Origin of the sequence: Microbacterium hominis NBRC 15708 (assembly GCF_001592125.1) — a bacterium.
GTDB classification, from domain to species: domain Bacteria; phylum Actinomycetota; class Actinomycetes; order Actinomycetales; family Microbacteriaceae; genus Microbacterium; species Microbacterium hominis.
On sequence record NZ_BCWI01000011.1, the window covers coordinates 82000 to 103011 of the forward strand.

18 protein-coding genes and 2 riboswitches are annotated in these 21012 nt (G+C 70.2%); of the genes, 3 read left to right on the plus strand and 15 right to left on the minus strand.

Annotated elements, in window-relative coordinates; translation table 11 throughout:
• Position 1 precedes the first annotated feature (1 nt).
• The 6 genes from MHO01S_RS10075 to MHO01S_RS10100 form a co-directional block, all read right to left on the minus strand.
• On the minus strand, positions 2-1297 hold the full coding sequence (locus tag MHO01S_RS10075) for a citrate synthase (RefSeq protein WP_060960156.1): 1296 nt from the start codon (positions 1295-1297) through the stop codon (positions 2-4).
• Between the two features lie 111 nt (positions 1298-1408).
• Positions 1409-2509 (minus strand): succinyldiaminopimelate transaminase, encoded by a 1101-nt coding sequence (gene dapC, locus MHO01S_RS10080; RefSeq protein WP_060960155.1) that lies wholly within the window; start codon positions 2507-2509, stop codon positions 1409-1411.
• On the minus strand, positions 2509-2829 hold the full coding sequence (gene fdxA / locus MHO01S_RS10085) for a ferredoxin (RefSeq protein WP_060960154.1): 321 nt from the start codon (positions 2827-2829) through the stop codon (positions 2509-2511). Before fdxA ends, dapC begins: the two co-directional genes overlap by 1 nt.
• Positions 2830-2838: 9 nt before the next feature.
• The gene (locus MHO01S_RS10090) at positions 2839-3249 is read right to left on the minus strand and encodes a hypothetical protein (RefSeq protein ID WP_060960153.1); all 411 of its coding nucleotides are present in this window, start codon (positions 3247-3249) and stop codon (positions 2839-2841) included.
• Positions 3250-3258: 9 nt separating this feature from the next.
• On the minus strand, positions 3259-3573 hold the full coding sequence (locus tag MHO01S_RS10095; RefSeq protein WP_060960152.1) for an AzlD domain-containing protein: 315 nt from the start codon (positions 3571-3573) through the stop codon (positions 3259-3261).
• Positions 3570-4271: an AzlC family ABC transporter permease gene (locus tag MHO01S_RS10100; RefSeq protein ID WP_061782255.1), complete on the minus strand. Its 702-nt coding sequence runs from the start codon at positions 4269-4271 to the stop codon at positions 3570-3572. Before MHO01S_RS10100 ends, MHO01S_RS10095 begins: the two co-directional genes overlap by 4 nt.
• Before the next feature lie 66 nt (positions 4272-4337).
• Between MHO01S_RS10100 and MHO01S_RS10105 the strand changes: the two genes are divergently transcribed.
• The gene (locus tag MHO01S_RS10105; protein ID WP_174524674.1) at positions 4338-4886 is read left to right on the plus strand and encodes a helix-turn-helix domain-containing protein; all 549 of its coding nucleotides are present in this window, start codon (positions 4338-4340) and stop codon (positions 4884-4886) included.
• 104 nt (positions 4887-4990) lie between these two features.
• On the opposite strand, the gene typA is transcribed toward MHO01S_RS10105, so the two are convergent.
• Positions 4991-6904 (minus strand): translational GTPase TypA, encoded by a 1914-nt coding sequence (gene typA, locus MHO01S_RS10110; RefSeq protein ID WP_061782245.1) that lies wholly within the window; start codon positions 6902-6904, stop codon positions 4991-4993.
• Positions 6905-7005: 101 nt separating this feature from the next.
• Complete coding sequence (locus MHO01S_RS10115) at positions 7006-8745, minus strand: ABC transporter ATP-binding protein (RefSeq protein ID WP_060960150.1); 1740 nt, start codon at positions 8743-8745, stop codon at positions 7006-7008.
• Between the two features lie 62 nt (positions 8746-8807).
• On the opposite strand from MHO01S_RS10115, the gene MHO01S_RS10120 reads away from it, so the two are divergent.
• Complete coding sequence (locus MHO01S_RS10120; RefSeq protein ID WP_060960149.1) at positions 8808-9416, plus strand: hypothetical protein; 609 nt, start codon at positions 8808-8810, stop codon at positions 9414-9416.
• Between the two features lie 11 nt (positions 9417-9427).
• Here MHO01S_RS10120 and MHO01S_RS10125 read toward each other — a convergent pair whose 3' ends face one another.
• The 3 genes from MHO01S_RS10125 to MHO01S_RS10135 form a co-directional block, all read right to left on the minus strand.
• On the minus strand, positions 9428-10489 hold the full coding sequence (locus MHO01S_RS10125) for an ABC transporter permease (protein ID WP_060960148.1): 1062 nt from the start codon (positions 10487-10489) through the stop codon (positions 9428-9430).
• Positions 10489-11994 carry an ABC transporter permease gene (locus tag MHO01S_RS10130; protein ID WP_060960147.1) on the minus strand — a complete coding sequence of 502 codons (1506 nt, stop codon included), beginning with the start codon at positions 11992-11994 and terminating at the stop codon, positions 10489-10491. Before MHO01S_RS10130 ends, MHO01S_RS10125 begins: the two co-directional genes overlap by 1 nt.
• Before the next feature lie 157 nt (positions 11995-12151).
• Positions 12152-13939 (minus strand): ABC transporter family substrate-binding protein, encoded by a 1788-nt coding sequence (locus MHO01S_RS10135; protein WP_060960146.1) that lies wholly within the window; start codon positions 13937-13939, stop codon positions 12152-12154.
• Between the two features lie 155 nt (positions 13940-14094).
• Between MHO01S_RS10135 and MHO01S_RS10140 the strand changes: the two genes are divergently transcribed.
• Positions 14095-14883 (plus strand): CPBP family intramembrane glutamic endopeptidase, encoded by a 789-nt coding sequence (locus MHO01S_RS10140; RefSeq protein ID WP_060960145.1) that lies wholly within the window; start codon positions 14095-14097, stop codon positions 14881-14883.
• Positions 14884-15018: 135 nt separating this feature from the next.
• On the opposite strand, the gene gcvP is transcribed toward MHO01S_RS10140, so the two are convergent.
• The 4 genes from gcvP to MHO01S_RS10160 form a co-directional block, all read right to left on the minus strand.
• Complete coding sequence (gene gcvP, locus MHO01S_RS10145) at positions 15019-17829, minus strand: aminomethyl-transferring glycine dehydrogenase (RefSeq protein WP_231735136.1); 2811 nt, start codon at positions 17827-17829, stop codon at positions 15019-15021.
• A gap of 56 nt (positions 17830-17885) precedes the next feature.
• Positions 17886-18269 (minus strand): glycine cleavage system protein GcvH, encoded by a 384-nt coding sequence (gcvH, locus tag MHO01S_RS10150; RefSeq protein WP_060960143.1) that lies wholly within the window; start codon positions 18267-18269, stop codon positions 17886-17888.
• Positions 18266-19444 carry a glycine cleavage system aminomethyltransferase GcvT gene (locus tag MHO01S_RS10155; RefSeq protein ID WP_061782246.1) on the minus strand — a complete coding sequence of 393 codons (1179 nt, stop codon included), beginning with the start codon at positions 19442-19444 and terminating at the stop codon, positions 18266-18268. The genes gcvH and MHO01S_RS10155 overlap by 4 nt, the downstream gene beginning before the upstream one ends.
• A gap of 51 nt (positions 19445-19495) precedes the next feature.
• A riboswitch (glycine riboswitch) is annotated at positions 19496-19600 on the minus strand.
• A 1-nt stretch (position 19601) separates the two neighbouring features.
• A riboswitch (glycine riboswitch) is annotated at positions 19602-19708 on the minus strand.
• A gap of 52 nt (positions 19709-19760) precedes the next feature.
• Entirely contained in the window at positions 19761-20945 is a 1185-nt protein-coding gene (locus tag MHO01S_RS10160) for a MarP family serine protease (RefSeq protein WP_061782247.1), read from the minus strand.
• Positions 20946-21012 lie beyond the last annotated feature (67 nt).

Consider the following 21012-nt stretch of genomic DNA (forward strand, 5'->3'; position numbering starts at 1 on the left):
GTCAGCGTGCGCCGGGATAGTCCCGCTCGGCCGCGCCGACGTACAGCTGCTGCGGACGGCCGATCTTCGTCTGCGGATCGTGCTGCATCTCGCGCCAGTGCGCGAGCCATCCCGGGAGCCGCCCGATCGCGAACAGCGGCGTGAACATGCGCGTGGGAAAGCCCATCGCCTTGTAGATGACGCCGGTGTAGAAGTCGACGTTCGGGTACAGCCGGCGCTCCTTGAAGTAGTCGTCCTCCAGGGCGACCTGCTCCAGCTCCTGCGCGAGATCGAGCAGCGGGTCGTGCACGCCCAGCTCGGCGAGGATCTCGTCCGCCGACTCCTTGACGAGCTTCGCGCGCGGGTCGTAGTTCTTGTAGACGCGGTGTCCGAAGCCCATGAGCTTGACGCCGTCTTCCTTGTTCTTGACCCGCTCGACGAAGCGCTGCACGCTCTCGCCGGACTCCTGGATGCGCGCGAGCATGTCGAGCACGGCCTCGTTGGCGCCGCCGTGCAGCGGGCCGTAGAGGGCGTTGATGCCCGCCGAGATCGACGAGAACTGGTTGGCCCCTGTCGAGCCGACCAGTCGCACCGTCGAGGTCGACGCGTTCTGCTCGTGGTCTTCGTGGAGGATCAGCAGCCGCTCGAGCGCGCGGGAGGTCACCGGGTTCACCTGGTACACCTCGGCGAGGTTGCCGAAGTTCAGCTTCAGGAAGTTGTCGACGAAGCTCAGCGAGTTGTCGGGGTAGAGGAAGGCCTGTCCGATGCTCTTCTTGTGCGCATAGGCGGCGATGACCGGGAGCTTCGCGAGCAGGCGGATCGTGTTGAGTTCGACGTGCTCGGGGTTGTTGGGGTCGGACTGCCCCTCGTAGTAGGTCGAGAGCGCGGCCGTGGCGGCCGAGAGCACCGACATCGGGTGCGCGGTGTGCGGAAGCGACGAGAAGAAGCGCTTGAGATCCTCGTGCAGCAGCGTGTGGTGGCGGATCTTGTCGTCCCAGTCGGCGAGCTCGTCGGCGGTCGGCAGCTCGCCGTAGAGCAGGAGCCACGCCACCTCGAGGTAGGTGCTGTTCTTCGCCAGCTGCTCGATCGGATACCCGCGGTAGCGCAGGATGCCCTCGTCGCCGTCGATGAAGGTGATGGCCGACTTCGTCGCCGCCGTGTTGACGAAGCCGTAGTCCAGGCTCGTATGTCCGGTCTGCTTCGTGAAGGTCGAGAAGTCGACGCTCGGCACGCCTTCGGTGCCGGTGAGGATCGGCAGTTCTGCGGTGCGGTCACCGACGGTGACCGTGGCCTTCTGGGGGTTTCCCGCGTCGCTCACGAAGCCTCCTTGCGGTCGTTGGGGGATCCTTTACAGCCTACTGGGCGCGCGGGCCTACTCAGATCCACCGCAAAGGAATCGGGAATCCGTAGGAGGAAAGCTACGAAGGTCTCAGCGCAGACGCGCAGCCGCGGCGCGGATGCGCTCGTCGCTCGCCGTCAGCGAGAAGCGGACGTGCTGCGGGAAGTGGGCCCCGTAGAAGTGTCCCGGCCCGGCGAGGATGCCGAGCTCCGCCAGGCGGCTCATCGACTCCCACGCATCCACCCCCTCGGTCGCCCACAGGTACAGGCCGCCCTCGGAGTGGTCGATGCGGAAGCCCGCCGCTTCCAGCGCGGGACGGAGGATGTCGCGCCGGACGCGGTAGCGCTCGCGCTGCTCGGCGACGTGGGCGTCATCGCCCAGCGCGACGGTCATCGCCGCCTGCACGGGCGCCGGCAGCATGAGCCCCAGGTGCTTACGCGCCGTCAGCAGCCGCGCGACGAGCGCGTCGTCGCCGGCGAGGAACGCGGCGCGGTATCCGGCCAGGTTCGACTGCTTGCTGAGGGAGTACACCGACAGGATGCCGCGGCGGTCTGACCCGACCACGCGGGGATCGAGGATGCTCGGCACCGGCTGCGTGGCCCACGGGCCGTCCCATCCGAGCTCGGCGTAGCACTCGTCGCTCACGACGATGGCACCGATCGCACGGCCGCGCTCGACCGCCGCGCGCAGCGCGTCGACGTCCAGGACGCGTCCGTCGGGGTTGCCGGGCGTGTTGAGCCAGACCAGCCGCGTGCCCTCGGGCCACTCGGCCGGGTCGTCGGCGGCGACCGGCGAGGCGCCGACGAGCTTCGCTCCCACCTCGTACGTCGGGTAGGCCGCGCGGGGGTGGACCACGACGTCGCCCGGACCGAGGTCGAGCAGCAGCGGCAGCAGCGCCACCAGCTCCTTCGACCCGACCGTCGGCAGGACCTCCTGCGTGGTGAGGCCGGGAACGCCGCGGCGACGCGCGTACCAGTCGACGATCGCCTCGCGCAGCGCGGGCGACCCGACCGTCAACGGGTAGGAGTGCGCGTCGGTCGCCGCACGCAGGGCGTCGGCCACGATCTCCGGGGTCGGGTCGACGGGCGATCCGATGGAGAGGTCGACGATCCCGTCGGGGTGCGCCTTCGCGCGCGCGGCGTAGGGTGCGACGGCATCCCACGGGTAGTCGTCGAGATCGCGGACGGCCATCAGTGCGTCTGCGGGGGAAGGGCCGAGATCACGGGATGGTCCTTCGCGATCACGCCGACCTTGGCCGCGCCGCCGGGCGAGCCGATGTCCTCGAAGAACTCGACGTTCGCCGTGTAGTAGTCCTGCCACTCCTCGGGCAGATCGTCTTCGTAGTAGATCGCCTCGACGGGGCAGACCGGCTCGCACGCGCCGCAGTCGACGCACTCGTCGGGGTGGATGTAGAGCGAACGCTCGCCTTCGTAGATGCAGTCGACGGGGCATTCGTCGATACAGGCACGATCCTTCACATCCACGCACGGCAGGGCGATCACATATGTCACGTCTTGATTCTAGTTCGTGCCCGTGGTGTCGTCGTGAAGCGGGGCCGTCCGCCGAGCGGATGCCGGCAGCTGCGGCCAGGCGACGACGATCGCCGCCATCACGGGCACCGCGAAGGTCCAGATCAGCCCGGTCGACAGCTGCCCGTCGGCGGGGGCGGGCACGACGACCGATCCGCCCGGTCCGCGACCCGACAGCGCCAGGGTCGTCAGCAGCACGCCGAGCCCCGTGGCCAGGCCCGCCCACCGGTCGCCGGTGAGCAGTCGGACGGCGAGAAGGAGCGCGCCCGTGCCGATGACGGCGACGACGAGCCCGACGGGAAGGGCGCCCCAGGAGGCGGCTTGCCCGATCGTACCCGCAGCGCCGTAGACGAGTCCGATGACGGCGGCGACCGCCCACGTGCCGATCCGTGCGATTCTCACCCGGTGAGTCTACGTCGCCAGTCCCCAGGCCCGCAGGAGCGCGGCGACGACCGCCGCGGCCACCACGACCACCAGGAACGGCGCGCGCAGGATCAGCAGTCCTGCCGCGACCACGACCGCCGGGACCCGGGCGTCGGCGACGATCTGCTGGCCGACGCCGAGCGTCTGCACCGCCACCAGCGCGGCCAGCAGGGCCACGGTGAGCAGATCGATCGATCGCTGCGCGCGCGGGGCCTCGAACCATCGCGCGGGGATGACGTAGCCCAGCGCCTTGAGGGCGAGGCACAGCAGGGCTGCGACGAGCACCGCGGTCCAGAGCGTCATGTCCTCGCCCTCTCGCCGAACGCGTTGGTCCATCCCACGGCGATCGCCACGACCGCGGCCACCAGCACGGGGATCCCCGGCATGAGCACCGGCGTCAGCGCGGTCGCGACGACCGCCGCGGCGACGCCCACGGCGATCGCCTGCCGACGGCGCAGGCGCGGCCACAGCAACGCCAGGAAGGCGGCGGCCGCGGCCGCATCGAGACCGTACGCCCGGGGGTCACCGAGAACGTCGCCCAGCAGGCCGCCGGCGAGCGTGGAGAGGTTCCAGCCGATGTAGATGCCGATACCGGTCACCCAGAACCCGATGCGACGAGCCCGCGGCTCGGAGTGGGCGAGCGCGACGGCGGTCGACTCGTCGATCGTCAGATGCGGCGCGAAGAGGCGCCGCCAGCCGGAGCCGACGACCGGCGCCATCCGCAGACCGTACGCGATGTTGCGCGCCCCCAGCAGCACGGCCGAGGCGATCGCCGCCGGGGCCGCGGCGACTCCCCCGGCGCCGATGACGCCGACGAACGCGAACTGGGATCCTCCCGTGAACATCACGAGGCTGAGCAGGCACGTCTGCCACACGTCCAGCCCGGATGCCACGGACAGGGCGCCGAACGACACGCCGTAGGCGCTCGTGGCGACCGCGACGCCGACACCTTCGCGCCACGCGCGGCGCTCGGCGGCAGTGCGCACGCTCCCGGCATCCATGGACACCATCATCACGAGCGGACGCGCGTTCGTCAAACCGAACGAATGTTTGCCATACTGAACGACATGGATGCCCTCGGCCCTCGGATCTCGCACGCCCTCCGCCGCGAACGCGACCGCGCCGGGCTGAGCGTGTCGGAGCTCGCCCGTCGGGCCGGTGTCGGCAAGGCCACCGTGTCGCAGCTCGAATCCGGCACGGCCAACCCCAGTGTCGAGACCCTGTGGGCGATCGCGACGGCGCTGGACGTGCCGTTCGCCGTGTTCGTGGCGGAGCCCGACGAGGCCCCCACGCTCATCCGGGCCCGCGACGGCAGCGGCATCCGCGCGTCGGACGCGCCGTACGAGGCCCTGCTGCTGGCGGCGGGGGCTCCGCAGTCGCGCAGCGACCTGTACCTCCTGCGTGCCGAACCCGGCTCACCCCGCTCGTCGCAGCCGCACTCGCCCGGCACGACGGAGCACGTCGTCATCGTCACGGGCTCCGCGCTCGTCGGTCCGACGGACGCACCGGTGGAGCTCGGCCCCGGCGACTATCTGCGCTACCGCGGAGATGCTCCGCACGTGTTCGAGGCCCGCCGCCCCGGCACCACCGCCGTCCTCGTCTCCGAGGTGCGCTGACCCCCGCCGCGAGCCGCTATCCCCCGGCCGAGCCGCCACGCTCCGGCCGCGCCGCCGGATAGCGGCTCGGCCGGAGCGTCGCGGTTCGGCGACGGGCGGCGCGCTTACGCGCCGGCGTCCTGGCGCTTCGCGCGGGAGGCGGCGCGGCCGCGCTCGGTCGCGTCGAGCACGACCTTGCGGATGCGCACCTTCTCGGGGGTGACCTCGACGCATTCGTCGTCGCGCGCGAATTCGAGCGACTCCTCCAGCGTGAGCACGCGCGGCGGCGTCATCGACTCGAAGGAGTCGGAGGTCGACGAGCGCATGTTCGTCAGCTTCTTCTCCTTCGTGATGTTGACGTCCATGTCGTCGGCGCGTGAGTTCTCGCCGATGACCATGCCCTCGTAGACCTCTTCGGTCGGCTGCACGAAGAAGCTCATGCGCTCCTGCAGCGCGATCATCGCGAACGGCGTGACGACGCCCTGGCGGTCCGCGACGATCGAGCCGTTCTGGCGCGTCGTGATCTGACCGGCCCAGTCGTCGTACCCGTGCGAGATCGCGTTGGCGATGCCGGTGCCGCGCGTGATCGTGAGGAACTCGCTGCGGAAGCCGATGAGACCGCGCGAGGGCACGACGAACTCCATACGCACCCAGCCGGTGCCGTGGTTGGTCATCGTGTCCATGCGACCCTTGCGGGCGGCCATGAGCTGGGTGATCGCGCCGAGGTGCTCCTCGGGGGCGTCGATCGTCAGGTGCTCGAACGGCTCCTTGAGCTTGCCGTCCTCGCCGCGGCGGGTGACCACCTGCGGCTTGCCGACCGTCAGCTCGAAGCCCTCGCGACGCATGTTCTCGACGAGGATGGCAAGGGCCAGCTCGCCGCGGCCCTGCACCTCCCAGGCGTCGGGGCGACCGATGTCGACGACCTTGAGCGAGACGTTGCCGATGAGCTCACGGTCGAGGCGGTCCTTCACCATGCGCGCCGTCAGCTTGTGCCCCTTGACCTTGCCCATCAGCGGCGACGTGTTCGTGCCGATGGTCATCGAGATCGCGGGGTCGTCGACCGTGATGGCCGGCAGCGGCCGCACGTCCTCGGGGTCGGCGATCGTCTCACCGATCGTGATGTCCTCGATGCCGGCGATGGCGACGATGTCGCCGGGGCCGGCGGACTCGGCCGGGTAGCGCTCGAGCGCACGGGTCTTCAGCAGCTCGGTGATCCGCGCGTTGGAGTGCGTGCCGTCGTGGCGCACCCACGCCACGGTCTGGCCCTTCTTCAGGGTGCCGTTGAAGACGCGCAGCAGCGCCAGGCGGCCGAGGAACGGCGAGGAGTCGAGGTTGGTGACCCAGGCCTGCAGGGGCGCCTCGTCGTCGTACGCGGGAGCCGGGACGTGCTCGAGGATCGCCTCGAACAGCGGCTCGAGGTCGTCGTTGTCGGGCAGCTCGCCGTTGGCGGGACGGTTGCGCGAGGCGGCGCCGGCACGGCCGGACGCGTAGACGACGGGAACGTCCAGCAGGGCGTCGACGTCGAGGTCGGGCACGTCGTCGACGAGGTCGCCGGCGAGACCCAGCAGAAGGTCGTGCGCCTCCTCCTCGACCTCGGCGATGCGCGCGTCGGGGCGGTCGGTCTTGTTGACCAGCAGGATCACCGGCAGCTTCGCCTCCAGCGCCTTACGCAGGACGAAGCGCGTCTGCGGCAGAGGGCCCTCCGAGGCATCCACCAGCAGAACGACGCCGTCGACCATCGACAGACCGCGCTCGACCTCGCCGCCGAAGTCGGCGTGGCCGGGGGTGTCGATCACGTTGATCGTGACCGGCACCTCGGTGTGCAGGCCGTTGTAGGTGATCGCCGTGTTCTTGGCGAGGATCGTGATGCCCTTCTCGCGCTCGAGGTCGTTCGAGTCCATCGCCCGCTCCTCCATGTGCTCGTGAGAGCCGAACGAGCCGGTCTGACGGAGCATGGCATCCACGAGCGTCGTCTTGCCGTGGTCGACGTGCGCGACGATCGCGACGTTGCGGAGATCCGGACGGAGGGCGTGCGCCATGGAGATGACCTAACGAGAAAGGGAGACGCTCCGAGCAGAGCGCCTCCCATTCTACAAGCCGGATGCCGCGGCGTCCCCCGCGGCATCGCCGGTGCCGACCGTCACGCCGGAGCGGCGTCTCCGGGAACCTCGTCGGCGTCGACGCCGGCGGCCAGATCGGCCAGGCGCCGGTCGCGACGCTCGCGCTGGATCTCCGGGTCGGGGACGGGGACGGCGGCCAGCAGCCGCTTGGTGTACGCCTGCTGCGGGCGGCGCATGATCTGGTCGCGGCTGCCCACCTCGACGAGCGCGCCGTGGCGCATCACGGCGATGCGGTCGGCGAGCTCGTCGATGACGGCGAGGTCGTGGCTGATGAACAGGCACGCGAACCCGCGCTCGCGCTGGAGGTCCTTCAGCAGCTCGAGCACCGTCGCCTGCACCGAGACGTCCAGCGCGCTGGTGGGCTCGTCGGCCACGAGCACCTTCGGGTTCAGCGCGAGCGCGCGGGCGATGCCGACACGCTGCTTCTGGCCGCCGGAGAGCTCGTGCGGGTAGCGCGAGGCGTACTCGCGCGGCAGGCGCACCGAGTCCAGCAGCGCCCGGACGCGCTTGTCGAGCGGGGCGCCCTTGATCTTCTCCGACAGCAGGATCGGCTCGGCGATGGAGTCGCCGATGGTCATGCGCGGGTTCAGCGAGCTGGAGGGGTCCTGGAACACGATGCCCACCTCGTGGTGCAGCGCGTGCAACTGATCGCGGCCGGCCTTCGAGATGTCCATCCCGGCCACCTCGAGACGTCCGGAGTGGATCGGCAGCAGGCCGATCGTCGCGCGTCCGATCGTCGTCTTGCCCGACCCCGACTCGCCGACGAGGCCCAGCACTTCGCCCTGATAGATCTTCAGGTCGATGTGGTCGGCCGCGCGGAAAGCCGGCACGCGGCCGCGCTTGGGGTACTCGATCGCGACGTCGTCGAAGGAGACGACGACCGGAGCGGTCGGATGGGCCGCCTCGGGAGCCTGCAGGTCCTCGGTGGTGATCCGCGGCACGGCCGCCAGGAGCGCACGCGTGTACGGATGCTGCGGATCGGCGAACACCTCGGCCACGGCGCCCGTCTCGACGATGTCGCCCTGACGCATGACCACGATGCGGTCGGCCATGTCGGCGACGACGCCCATGTCGTGCGTGATGAGCAGGATGGCGGAGCCGAGCCGGTCCTGCAGCTTGCGCATCAGCTCGAGGATCTCGGCCTGGACCGTCACGTCGAGGGCCGTGGTGGGCTCGTCGGCGACCAGGAGCAGCGGGTCACAGGACAGCGACTGCGCGATCATCGCGCGCTGGCGCTGACCGCCGGACAGCTGATGGGGGTAGGAGTCGAACGCCTTCACCGGGTCGGGCAGCTCGACGAGGGTCAGCAGCTCGATCGCTCGGGCCTTGGCCTCCGCCGGGGAGACACCGAAGTGCTGGCGCAGGGTCTCCACGATCTGGAACCCGACGGTCAGCACCGGGTTCAGCGCGGTCATCGGCTCCTGGAAGATCATCGAGATCTGGTTGCCGCGGATCTCCTGCATGTCGCGCGGCTTCATCCCGATCAGCTCGCGGCCGTCGAGCTTCGCACTGCCGCTCACCCGCGAGTTCTTCGGGAGGAGCCCGAGCAGCGACATCGACGAGACGCTCTTGCCCGAGCCGGACTCGCCGACGATGGCGAGCACCTCCCCCGAGGCGATCGAGTACGACACGTGCCGCGCCGCGGGCACCCAGTAGCCGTCGACGCCGAAGTCGACATTGAGGTCCGTGACCTCGAGCACCGGGCCGCGATCGGGCTGGTGCGCCTCAGTGGTGGGCAGCATGCCGCGGGACGTTCTCATCGGCGGGTTCCTTCTGTTGTGCGTGCGAACGGACTCGTGATCCGGGATGCGACGATGGGGGGATGACGGAAGATGTGCGCCAGTACCGGTCGACCACCAACACCGTGATCTCGATCGGCGCGTGGGCGGCGATCGCCGTGGGGGCGATGCTCGTCGTGCTGGTGGGCGCGGCGCGGACGTCGGCGTACCTGTGGGGCCTGGTGCCGCTGGCTCTGCTGGCCGTGCTGGTCGCCGAGCTGTTCTGGCGTCCGCGCATCCACTGGGATGACGCCGCCATCACGCTCGTCAACCCGTACGCGACCGTCGAGATCCCGTGGACGATCGTGGTCGACATCGACACGCGCTTCGCCCTGACCGTCGTCACGCCGGGCCGGCGCTACCGGTCGTCTGCGGCTCCGGCCGCCGGCGCGCTCACGCGACCCCGCGGCGGGCGCGACAGCCTCGGACCGCACCAGGAGGGCGGCGTCCTGCGCAAGTCCGACGCGCTGGGCACCGACTCGGGCGACGCCGCCTACATCGTGCGCGGCGTCTGGAGCGCACTGGTCGAACAGGAGCGCATCCCGCTCGGACGCGCGGCCAGCGACCGCGCCCGCACCCGCGTGCACGTCGGCGCCATCGCGCTCACCGTGCTGCTGGTCGGCGCGACGTTCCCGGCGCTGCTGAACCTCTGACCGCATCCGGCTTACTCCGGATCCTGCAGGGTCGGCGTTCCGGTCCGGGGGTTCTGCGCACCGGCATCCATCAGCGACGTCGGCGGCGCGACATCCGGCTCGACGCCGTTCGCACGGTCCTTCGTGCGACGGCGGGAGAACCGGCGGCTGCGCGGGTCGAACGCCTCGCGCAGCGCGTCGCCGAAGATGTTCGCCGACAGCGCCAGCACGACGATGAACAGGGCGGGCCACCAGAACAGCCACGGACGCACGGTGAACGCCGACTGGTTCACGCCGATGAGCAGACCCAGCGACACATCAGGAGAGCGGATGCCGTAGCCCAGCAGCGAGATCGCCGCCTCGAGCAGGATCGCGCCGGCCGCCAGGAGCGAGCCCGAGACGATGATGACGCCGGTCGCGTTGGGCAGGATGTGGCGGAAGATGATCCGGGCGTCGGAGGCGCCGGCCACGCGCGCGGCCTCCACGAACTCGCGCTCGCGCAGCGAGAGGAACTCGCCGCGCACCAGGCGGGCGATGACCATCCAGCTGAAGAAGCCGAGCATGATGCCGAGCACCCACACGCCGACGGCGCCGGCCCAGTTTCCGACGACCGCCGCGATGACGATGGCCGGGATCACGATGAACACGTCCGTCAAGCGCATGAGGACGGCATCCACCCATCCGCGGAAGTAGCCGGCGATGGCGCCGACGGTCACACCCACCACGAGCGCGATGCCCGTGATGAGCACCATGGCGACGAACGAGTTCTGGATGCCGCGCATCGTCATCGCGAAGTAGTCGCGACCGATGCGGTCCTGGCCGAAGGGGTGGTCGCCGAGCGAGAACGGGATCAGCGTCAGCGTCGGCTCGCCGCCGTTCACGCTGTTCGACAGGTCGTACCAGTTGTACTTCCACCAGCCCGGGATGGGGCCCACGCCGACAGCGCTCGTCGCGAACGCGACGACGGCCAGCAGCACGATGGCGGCGATGAGGCCGACCTTCTGCGAGAGGAAGCGACGCCAGATGATGCGGCTCTGGCTGACCGAGCGCGTCTCCTCGACGTCACCGGGGGCTTCGGAGATGGTGCTGGACATCAGCGGACCCTCACTCTCGGGTCGAGTGCCGCATACGCGAGATCGGCAAGGAAGTTGAACAGGATGGCCATGAAGGCGATGACGATGAAGTAGCCCATCACGGGGTACAGGTCACCCGGCCCCAGGGATCTCTGGAACAGGGCGCCCATGCCGGGGATCGCGAAGATGAACTCGGTGATGATCGCACCACCCAACAAGCCGCCGAGGTCCGTCGCGACCAGCGTCGTGATGGGGATGAGCACGTTGCGGAACGCGTGACGGACGACGACGACGCGCTCGGGCATGCCCTTGGCGCGGGCGGTGCGCACGTAGTCCTGGCTGAGCACCTCGATCATGCCCGCGCGCGCGTAGCGCGTGTAGCCGGCGAACGAGATCGTGAGCAGCGACACCGTGGGAAGCAACAGGTGGAAGAAGACGTCGAGACCGACGCGCCACATGTTGTCCGGGGCGTAGCCGGGGGTGGACGAGCCGACGGTCGCGATCGGGCGACCGTTCATGTCGTCCATGTACCCGGGGAAGGACTGCATGAAGCGGTCGATCAGGATGATGACGCTGACCAGGATCGCGACGAGCACCCCGATGCGCATGTTCTGCGCGCGGTCGTCGCCGCCGACGAAGAAGCCGGTGGCGAGTCCGACCGCGAGGGCGATCACGAACAGGATGACGAGCGTCCAGAAGGTCGACACGTCGAACAGGCCCTGGAGCGCGAAGTAGCAGACGATGCCGACGACGGCGACGATGCCGGCGGTCAGCAGCGCACGGCGCTGGCGCAGCCCCGCGATGAGGAGGGTCACGCCGAGCGCGGCTCCCGCGCTCAGCACGATCACGCCGACGGGTCCGAACCCGGGGGTGAGGAACCAGCCGGTGGCGCTCATGTACAGCAGCAGGCCCGCGGTGAGCACGAAGCTCGTGCCCCCGGAGGTCAGCCGCCGGCGGGCGTCCCCGCCCACCACGGCTTGGACGATGAGGGCGACCACGAGTCCGATGACGATCGAGACCACGATGGGGATCACCGGATCCTGCAGGAAGTCGTTGAAGCCGATCGCGACGAAGTTCTTCAGCAGCGCGGCCGCGAGGAACGACGGCAGCGAGTACAGGAACAGGCTCAGCACCGTGAAGGACACGTCGAAGCCGCTGTTCTCGCGAAGGGCGGAGAGGATGCCGGTGGAGATACCGAACAGGATGGCCAGCAGCAGCGCCGCTGTGACCATCTGAACCGTGGAGACCATGGCGATCGGCAGGACGTCCGTCACGGGCGCGCCCTGGAACGTGGTGCCGAGGTCGCAGGCGTTGGCGAACGGGATGAGGCACTTGGCGGCTCCCCCGACCCACATCGCCCACCGCAGCGGCGGCGCCACATCGAGGTTGGCGAGCTGGATGCGCGCCTCGATGAGCTGCTGCTTGTTGGGGTTGTTCGACGCGCGCAGATCCTCGAGCGGATCCGTGGACAACGCGACGAGGTTGAACATCACGAAGGATGCCGCAAGAAGGATGAGGATCGACACACCGACCCTACGGAGAATGAAACCGACCAAAGGTCACTCACTTCGACGTGCGACGGGACGGCGGCATCGGGTTGCGATCGCCCGTCCCATCGGTTGACAGACAGGGGCCAGGGTGGCGCCTTCGGGATCTACCGTAGACGCCACCCTGGCGTGGGTACTACTTGGTGTTGGTGCTCTTCTTGACGGACCACTCCCAGTTGTTCCAGATCGGACCGGTCTGGTTGCCCATGTACTTCACGCCGTCCAGCTTGCTGGAGACGCCGTAGATGCCGGGTGCCTGGAAGAGGGGCAGGCCGTAGCCCTCGGTGAAGGCGGTCTTGTCGATCGCCAGCATGAGGTCGGTCAGCTTGTCCTTGTCGACGGTGGTCTGCGTGGCCACGGCGTCGTCGTTGGCCGCGGTGAAGCGGTTGTAGTTACCGCCGCCGTCCGAGGCGAACAGCTGCGGGATCTGCGCCGTGCCGATGCCGGCCGAGATCCAGCCGAACAGCGACGCGTCGTAGTTGCCGCCGGCGAGGAGCGTCGACCACTTGGGGTCTCCGCCGTCGACGACCTGGAAGCCGGCCTTCGCCGCCGAGGACTGGATCGCCTGGAACTCGTCCACGCGGTTCGGGTTCTTGGTGTTGTAGAGGATCTTCACGGTCGGCGTCTTGCCGGCGAGGAGCTCCTTGGCCTTGGCGATGTTCTCGTCGAGCTTCGACGGGTCGTACTTGTCCGAACCGTTCTGCTTGACCGTGGTCGCGTACTCCGACTGGCTCGGCAGCCACAGCTGCGAGTCGAGGACCTTGGCGTCGGGGTTGACCGGCGTCACGATCGCGTCGAGGATCTGCTGGCGCGGGATCGTGAGCAGGAACGCCTCACGGACCGTCGCGTCGCTGAAGACCTCGGAGCCGAAGTTCAGGTCGAGGTGGTCGTAGGAGACCTGGTCACCGGTGATGACCTGGGCGCCGGAGACGGCCTCGAGCGACTTCTTGGTGTCGGCGGACGCCTGCGGGTAGACGAGGTCGACCTCGCCGTTCTGCAGGGCGGTCACCTGGGCGGCCGCGTCACCGATGATGCGCATGACGAGCTTGTCGATCTTCGGGGCGAGGTTGCCCGTGTAGTTCGGGTTGTGCTCGAACGTGAGCGACTGGCCGGGCGTCCACGCCGACAGGACCCACGGGCCCGACGTGACGAGGAGGTCCTTGTCGGTCGGGAACGACGTGATGTCGTACCCGGTGTTGACGAAGTCGGCAGCCTTCTTCAGCGTGTCGTTGACGGCGACGGGAGCGGCCGGGTCGCCCTTGGGCAGGCCCTCGAGCAGCTTCGTCAGGTCGGCGGCCGTCGACAGGCCCGCCTTCTTCGCCACGACGTGCGCGGGCTGGGCGATCGGGTTGAAGATGTCCCAGTCCACGTAGGGCTCGGAGTACTTCAGGGTGATCGACGTGTTGTCGTCGCCGACCTCGGGGAAGTCGGTCGAGTTGATGCCCGCGGTCGAGCCGGCGATCTGGAAGTACTGCGTGCCGCCGGTGACGTTGCCGTCCGCGTCGGTGGTCGCGTCGTCGTAGTGGCCCGAGGCGATCGCCCAGGCGAGGACCATGTCGTCGGCGGTGATGGGCTCACCGTCGGACCACTTGAGGTCCTTCTTCAGCGTGTACTTGACGGTCAGCGGGTCGTCCGAGGTCTTCTCGTACGTGCCGAACGACTCGTCCTTGACGACGTTGAAGCTGTTGTCCGGGTAGAAGAACCCGCCCGTGGTCAGGTAGACATACTGGCCGTTGGTGTCCAGGTTGCCCTGCGGCGTGTTGCTGTTCAGCGACGTCAGGTCGTTCACGATGGCCATCGTGACGGTGCCACCGGTCGGCGCAGCGTCGGTGGCGTTGCCACCACCGCTGGCCGTGCAGCCCGTCAGGGCGAGGGCGCCGGCCGCGGTGACCGCGGCAAGTGCTCCCCAGCGTGACTTCTTCAATTTTCCTCCTGGGTAAGGGATGGATGCGCAGGCGGGTGAAACACCCACGGCGCGGATACCGAAACCATAAGTTCTGATCAGCGTTGATCAAAACCGTTAGGGAAAACGTTACAGACCCTTAACTCAGTTCCGGGCACATCTGGCAATCTGACAAGATGAGCGATTCTCTCACCGGCGAACTGCCAAGAACGAGGAGGCTGCACACCCGACTCTGGTGGGAGATCGGAATCGTGCTCGCCCTGTCGGTCGGACGCTCCGCCGTCTTCTCGGTGCTCTCCCTCGTGCAGGCGCTGACGAGGGAGCAGGCGCTGGGCGACCAGTCGACCTCGCTCAACCCGGGCGCCAACGCGGCGCAGTTCTGGGACGTGCTGAACCAGCTCGTCAGCCAGCTCTTCGCGTTCGCTCCGATCGCCCTCGCGATCTACCTGCTGTGGGAGCCGGGAGTCTCGGCGTTCCGCCGCATCGGGCTGGACTTCCGCATGTTCGGCAAGGACCTCGGCGCGGGCGCGCTGCTGGTCGCCGTCATCGGCATCCCGGGGCTCGGGCTCTACGTGGCCGGCCGGGCGCTCGGCATCACCGTCCAGGTGGATGCCGCGCCGCTGGACGCGTCGTGGTGGACGATCCCCCTCCTGCTGCTCGCGGCGGTCCGTGCGGGGCTGACGGAGGAGGTCATCTTCATCGGCTATCTGTTCGACCGCCTGCGACGCCTGGGCTGGGGCACGTGGACCATCATCCTGTCGACGGCCGCGCTGCGCGGCGCGTACCACGCCTACCAGGGGTGGGGTCCGATCGCGGGCAACGTCGCGATGGGCATCGTGTTCGGCTGGGTCTACCACCGCTGGGGGCGGGTCATGCCGCTCGTCATCGCCCACACCCTCATCGACGTGATCGCGTTCGTGGGGTACCCGCTCGCCGCCGCCTGGTGGCCCGGCATCTTCTCCTGATCCGCCGCCCGCGCCCCGCGCGCGACGCCACACCCGCGCCGAGACATCACCTCCGCGCCGAGACACACGATGTGCAGTGGTTTCTCGGCGCGAGAGGCGTGTCTCACACGGCGGGCAGCGCGGGCCGGGCGGGCGTCAGGCGAAAGCCTCCGGCGGCGGGCAGGCGCAGACCAGGTTGCGGTCGCCGTACGCGTTGTCGATCCGTCGCACGGGCGGCCAGTACTTGGTGCGCACGAGGCTGTGCACGGGGTACACGGCGAGCTCGCGGGTGTACGGATGCGTCCACTCCCCCACGGCGATCGACTCCGCGGTGTGCGGCGCGTTCGCGAGCGGGTTGTCGTCGGCGGGCCAGGTGCCGGATGCCACGGCATCCGCCTCGGCCCGGATCGCGATCATGGCCTCGATGAAGCGCTCGATCTCGCCCAGGTCCTCGGACTCGGTCGGCTCGACCATCAGCGTGCCCGCGACCGGGAACGACATCGTCGGCGCATGGAAGCCGTAGTCGATCAGCCGCTTGGCGACGTCGTCGACGCTCACGCCGGTCGCCTCCTTGAGGGGCCGCAGGTCGAGGATGCACTCGTGCGCGACGAGGCCGCCCTCACCCGCGTACAGCACCGGGTAGTGATCGCGCAGACGCACGGCGATGTAGTTGGCGGCCAGCACGGCGGCCCCCGTCGCCTCCCGCAGCCCGTCGGCTCCCATCATCCGGATGTACGCCCACGAGATCGGCAGGATGGATGCCGAGCCGTACGGCGCCGCCGAGATCGGCCCGCCGTCGAAGACGAAGCCGCCCGCGTGCTCGGCGCGCTGCGCCAGCGGGTGCGACGGCAGGAACGGCGCGAGGTGCGCCTTCGCCGCGACCGGTCCGACGCCGGGCCCGCCGCCGCCGTGCGGGATCGCGAACGTCTTGTGCAGGTTCAGGTGCGACACGTCGCCGCCGAGGTCGCCGAAGCGGGCGAAGCCGACGAGCGCGTTCATGTTGGCGCCGTCGACGTACACCTGTCCGCCGGCCTCGTGCACCGCGGCGGTGATGTCCACGACGTCCTGCTCGTAGACGCCGTGGGTCGACGGGTAGGTGATCATGAGTGCCGCCAGGGCGTCGGCGTGCGTCGCGATCTTCGCGCGGAGGTCGGCGAGGTCGACGTTGCCGGCCTCGTCGCAGGCGACCACGACGACCCGCATCCCGGCGAGCACGGCGGATGCCGCGTTGGTGCCGTGGGCCGACGACGGGATGAGACAGACGTCGCGCTGCACGTCGCCCCGGGAGTGGTGGTAGCCGCGGATCGCCAGCAGGCCCGCCAGCTCCCCCTGCGAACCGGCGTTCGGCTGCAGGGAGACCGCGTCGTACCCGGTGATCTCGGCCAGCCACGACTCGAGCTGCTCGATGAGCACGAGGTAGCCCGCGACGTCGTCCGCCGGGGCGAACGGGTGCACGCGCGCGAACTCCGGCCACGACACCGCCGCCATCTCGGTGGCGGCGTTGAGCTTCATCGTGCACGAGCCCAGCGGGATCATCCCGCGATCGAGCGCGTAGTCGCGGTCGGCGAGCTGCTTGAGGTAGCGCATCATCGCCGTCTCGGAGTGGTGCGCCTGGAACACGGGGTGCGTCAGGAACTCGTCGACCCGCCACAGCGACGACGGCACCGACGCGGGCAGCGGCCCGCTGACGAATCCGAACGCGCGTTGCTCGGGTCCGCCGAAGACCTGCACGAGGGCGTGGACGTCCGCGGGCGTCGTGGTCTCGTCGACCGAGATGCCGACCGAGTCGGTGTCGCGGAACCACAGCTGGAAGCCGCGCTCGCGCGCCGCGTCGACGACGGCGCCCGCGCGCCCGGGGACCTTCACGACCACGGTGTCGAAGAAGCTCTCGTGGAGCACCTCGTTTCCCGCGTCGACGAGCCAGTCGCGAAGCAGCGCCGCGGTCGCGGCGACCTCGGCGGCGATGCGGCGCAGTCCGTCGGGGCCGTGGTACACGGCGTACATCGAGGCCATCACGGCCAGGAGAACCTGCGCGGTGCAGATGTTCGAGGTCGCCTTCTCGCGGCGGATGTGCTGCTCACGGGTCTGCAGCGACAGCCGGTAGGCGGGGCGGCCCGCGGCATCCACCGAGACGCCCACGAGGCGTCCGGGCAGCTGCCGCTCGAGGCCGGAACGGACCGCCATGTAGCCCGCGTGCGGGCCGCCGAAGCCCATCGGCACGCCGAAGCGCTGCGTGGTGCCGACCGCGATGTCCGCGCCGAGCGAGCCCGGCGACCGCAGCAGGGTGAGCGCGAGCAGGTCGGCCGCGACGACGACGAGACCGCCCTGCGCCTGCACCGCCGCGATGACGTCGCTGGGATCCCAGATGCGTCCCGTCGCGCCGGGGTACTGGACGAACGCCCCGAACACGTCGAGATCGGCGGGCAGGAGGCTCTCCCCGTAGGAGGTCTCCCGCACCTCGATGCCGAGCGCGGCCGCGCGGTGCGCGAGCAGCGCCTTGGTCTGCGGGAGCGCGTCGGCGTCGACCAGGAAGACGGTGCTCTTCGACCTCGATGCGCGGCGGGCGACCAGCATGCCCTCCACGACGGCGGTCGACTCGTCCAGCATCGACGCATTGGCGGTCGCCAGGCCCGTCAGATCGGTGACCATCGTCTGGAAGTTGATGAGGGCTTCGAGCCGACCCTGCGAGATCTCCGGCTGGTAGGGCGTGTACGCGGTGTACCAGGACGGGTTCTCGAAGACGTTGCGCGCGATCACCGACGGGGTCAGCGTGTCGTAGTAGCCCAGCCCGATCATCGACCTCGCCGGCCGGTTCTGCGACGCGAGCTCGCGCAGCTCCGCGAGCGCCTGCGCCTCGGTCGCCGCCGGGGGGATGGCGCTGTCGGCGACGGGGGCGGCATGGATGGATGCCGGGACGGCGCGGTCCACGAGCGCGCCGACGCTGTCGTAGCCGAGCGCGCTGAGCATCTCGGCCTGGGCGGCGGCGTCGGTGCCGATGTGCCGGTCGCGGAAGGGCGCCGTGTTCACTCCTCGCCGCCCGTGAGCGCGACGTAGGCGGCCCGGTCCAGGAGCGCGTCGACATCGCTCGGGTCGACCTGGATCTTCACGAGCCAGCCGCCGTCGAAGGCGCCGCTGTTCACGAGGGAGGGGTCGTCGACCACGGCGTCGTTGATCGCGACGACCTCGCCGGACAGCGGTGCGTAGAGCTCGCCGACCGACTTGGTCGACTCGATCTCGCCGCAGACCGTGTTCGCGGTGACGGTGGAGCCGACCGCGGGGAGGTCGACGTAGACGACGTCGCCGAGCTTGTCGGCCGCGTAGTCGGTGATGCCGACGGTGGCGACGTCGCCGTCGAGGGCGACCCACTCGTGTTCTTCGGTGTACTTGAGGGCGGTCAGGTCGGTCATGCGGTCCTCCGGTAGAAAGGCAGGGCGGTCACGGTCGCGGGGATGAGCGTTCCCCGCACGTCGATGAAGAGCGAGGTGCCGGCTTCGGCGAGCGCCGCCGGGACGAAGGCCATGGCGACGGGGTGCCCGAGCGTCGGGCTGAGCGCCCCGCTGGTGATCTCGCCGACGGGGGTGCCCGCGGCATCCACCACGGCGTAGCCGGCGCGGCCGGCGCGACGTCCCTCGGCCACGAGACCGACCAGCACGGGCAGATCGTCGGATGCCGCCGCGAGCGCGTCCTTGCCGACGAACTCGTCCTTGTCGCCGGCGACGACGCGGCCGAGCCCCGCCTGGGCCGGCAGGATCGCCGTCGACAGTTCGTGTCCGTGCAGCGGCATGCCGGCTTCGAGCCGGAGGGTGTCGCGCGCGGCGAGGCCGGCGGGGACGAGGCCGAGCGGCTCCCCCGCCTCGAGCAGGGCGTCCCACAGCGCCGGAGCGAGGGCGTTCGGCACCATCAGTTCGAAGCCGTCCTCCCCGGTGTACCCGGTGCGCGCGATGAACAGGTTCTCGTCCTGGAACCGCCCCGCGGACCAGGCGTAGTAGCCGAGGTCGGCGAGCGCCGGCTGCACGTCCGCGACGCCGGTCGTCGCTTCCACGATCTCGCGGGCGCGCGGGCCCTGCACGGCGATCAGCGAGGTCTGGTCGGAGATGTCCTCGATGCGCGCACGCTCGGTGCCGACGACGAACCCGACGGCGCCGTCTGCGGGAACCTCCCTGCCGGACCGCACGATCTCCGCCGCGCGGTCGACCCGCGCCGAGAACGCGTCGGCGACGAGGGCGCGGTTGCCGGCGTTGGAGATCACCAGGAAGTACTCGTCGCCGGTGCGGTAGACGATGACGTCGTCGATCACGCCGCCCTGATCGTCGAGCAGCAGCGAGTACTTGGCCTTCCCGACCTTCATCGTGGAGATGCGGCCGGCGAGCGCGTAGTCGAGGAAGGCGGCCGCGCCCGAGCCGGTCACGAGGAACTCCGCCATGTGCGAGATGTCGAACAGGCCCGCGGCCGTGCGGACGGCGTGATGCTCGGCCAGGTCGGAGGTGTAGCGCACCGGCATGTCCCACCCGCCGAAGTCGGTGAAGGAGGCTCCGAGCGCGGCGTGGCGATCGGCGAGTGCGGTGGTGCGGAGGTCTGGCATGAGTTCTCCCCGAGATCGGGCGGGCGGATGCCGGGACCGGCAGCCGGGAACTCCCCCTCTGTCATGGGCCTGAGAGTTTCACCGGCTCCGTCTGCACGGGTGCCGGCTTTCACCGTCGGCGGATCCCCCCACAGCGGGGATCGCTTTCCAGAGCGGCCGGACGCGAGCGGTACGCGGACCTGAGAGATTGGCGGGGAGGCTTGCTCCTTCGGTGTCCGGGCCCCGTCGAGAACGTGGATGCCGGAGCTCTCCCGCACACGTCATGCGGCCTGTCTTCAGTTGCCCTGTCAGCATAGCGCCCACGCCGGGTGTGCGTTCAGCCCGTGCAGCGGCCGGATCCGACCGTGGGCGACGCGGAGGTCACCGAGGCGAGGTCGGGGCGCAGCACCGAGGTCGTCATCGCGTACCCGCGCCCTTCGCCGTCCGCGCCGCGCGCGAAGACCACGCCCACGACTTCGCCGTCGCCGGTCAGCAGCGGCCCACCGGAGTTGCCGGGCTGCACGTCGGCGTCGAGGGCGTAGATCTCGCGGGGCGCCGCGGAGGCGTCGTAGATGTCGGGCACGGGGACGGAGGCGACCGACAGCACGCCGGCGGAGATGCTCGTGAACGGTCCGCCGTGCGGGTAGCCCTGCACGGCGGCCTGCGTTCCGGGCGCGGCCGGGTCGGCGAGGGGAAGCGGCGTGGCGGCGAGGTCTCCGATCGAGATGACCGCGAGGTCGTCCACGGCATCGAACAGGACGATGCGCCCTTCCGTGGCGCGCCCGCCGGGAAGCTCGACGACGGGGGTGTCGACTCCCGCGACGACGTGCGCGTTGGTCACGACGAGTCCCGGCGCGGCGACGAACCCCGAGCCCGTCATCGACACGCCGCAGGCGTACGCGGTGCCGCTGACGCGGGCGACCGATGCCGACGCGGCCTGCAGCTGGGGGTCGTCGAGGGTGATGGGCGGATCGGTCGGTGCCACCACCGCGCCGATGGCCGCTTCGAGCCGCGGGAGGCCGTCGGACAGCAGCGCGCCGCGCGCCGTCGCCAGGGCTTCGTCCAGGGGCGCCGGGGTGAGGGCGTCGATCGCGCCGAGCACCCGCGACGAGGCGACGGCCGACGAGACGTACGGGATGCCGGCGGTCGCGAGCCCGGAGGAGACGAGCAGGAGTGCCAGCGCCGTCGCGACGGTCGTCAGCACGCCCCCGAGGAAGCGCTCGAGCCCGCGGAGCCGGCTGCGGTCGACGCCCCGGCGCACCGCCCTGCCGATCGCGGCGCCGGCCGCCGTGCCGATCACGACCAGGCCGATCGCGGCGGCGGCGAGCGCCGCGGTGCGCGCGCCGCCGGACGGGATCACGGTCGAGAGCCAGGGCGTCGCGAGGGGAAGCAGCCAGAGGGCGGCGGCGGCGCCGACGATCATGCCGATGACGCTGCCCAGGCTCGCGAAGAACCCACGGGCGATGCCCGCCGCGAACGCGATGAGCAGGGCCGCGGCGGCGATGATGTCGACGATGAGCACGGGGTGACCTCCGCCGACACCGTACCCGGCCGTCCTCGGTGCTTCCTGCACGATCGCCGCGGGCCCC

What these genes read in the sequence shown, in the direction of transcription:
- typA (WP_061782245.1), bottom strand. Translation starts at nt 6,904, where the DNA reads ATGGCGCACGCCCTCCGTCCGGATCTCCGCAACGTCGCGATCGTCGCG.
- MHO01S_RS10155 (WP_061782246.1), bottom strand. Translation starts at nt 19,444, where the DNA reads ATGCCAGACCTCCGCACCACCGCACTCGCCGATCGCCACGCCGCGCTC.
- MHO01S_RS10120 (WP_060960149.1), top strand. Translation starts at nt 8,808, where the DNA reads ATGACGGAAGATGTGCGCCAGTACCGGTCGACCACCAACACCGTGATC.
- gcvP (WP_231735136.1), bottom strand. Translation starts at nt 17,829, where the DNA reads ATGCTCAGCGCGCTCGGCTACGACAGCGTCGGCGCGCTCGTGGACCGC.
- MHO01S_RS10105 (WP_174524674.1), top strand. Translation starts at nt 4,338, where the DNA reads ATGGATGCCCTCGGCCCTCGGATCTCGCACGCCCTCCGCCGCGAACGC.
- gcvH (WP_060960143.1), bottom strand. Translation starts at nt 18,269, where the DNA reads ATGACCGACCTGACCGCCCTCAAGTACACCGAAGAACACGAGTGGGTC.
- MHO01S_RS10115 (WP_060960150.1), bottom strand. Translation starts at nt 8,745, where the DNA reads ATGAGAACGTCCCGCGGCATGCTGCCCACCACTGAGGCGCACCAGCCC.
- MHO01S_RS10125 (WP_060960148.1), bottom strand. Translation starts at nt 10,489, where the DNA reads ATGTCCAGCACCATCTCCGAAGCCCCCGGTGACGTCGAGGAGACGCGC.
- MHO01S_RS10095 (WP_060960152.1), bottom strand. Translation starts at nt 3,573, where the DNA reads ATGACGCTCTGGACCGCGGTGCTCGTCGCAGCCCTGCTGTGCCTCGCC.
- dapC (WP_060960155.1), bottom strand. Translation starts at nt 2,509, where the DNA reads ATGGCCGTCCGCGATCTCGACGACTACCCGTGGGATGCCGTCGCACCC.
- MHO01S_RS10100 (WP_061782255.1), bottom strand. Translation starts at nt 4,271, where the DNA reads ATGGATGCCGGGAGCGTGCGCACTGCCGCCGAGCGCCGCGCGTGGCGC.
- MHO01S_RS10140 (WP_060960145.1), top strand. Translation starts at nt 14,095, where the DNA reads ATGAGCGATTCTCTCACCGGCGAACTGCCAAGAACGAGGAGGCTGCAC.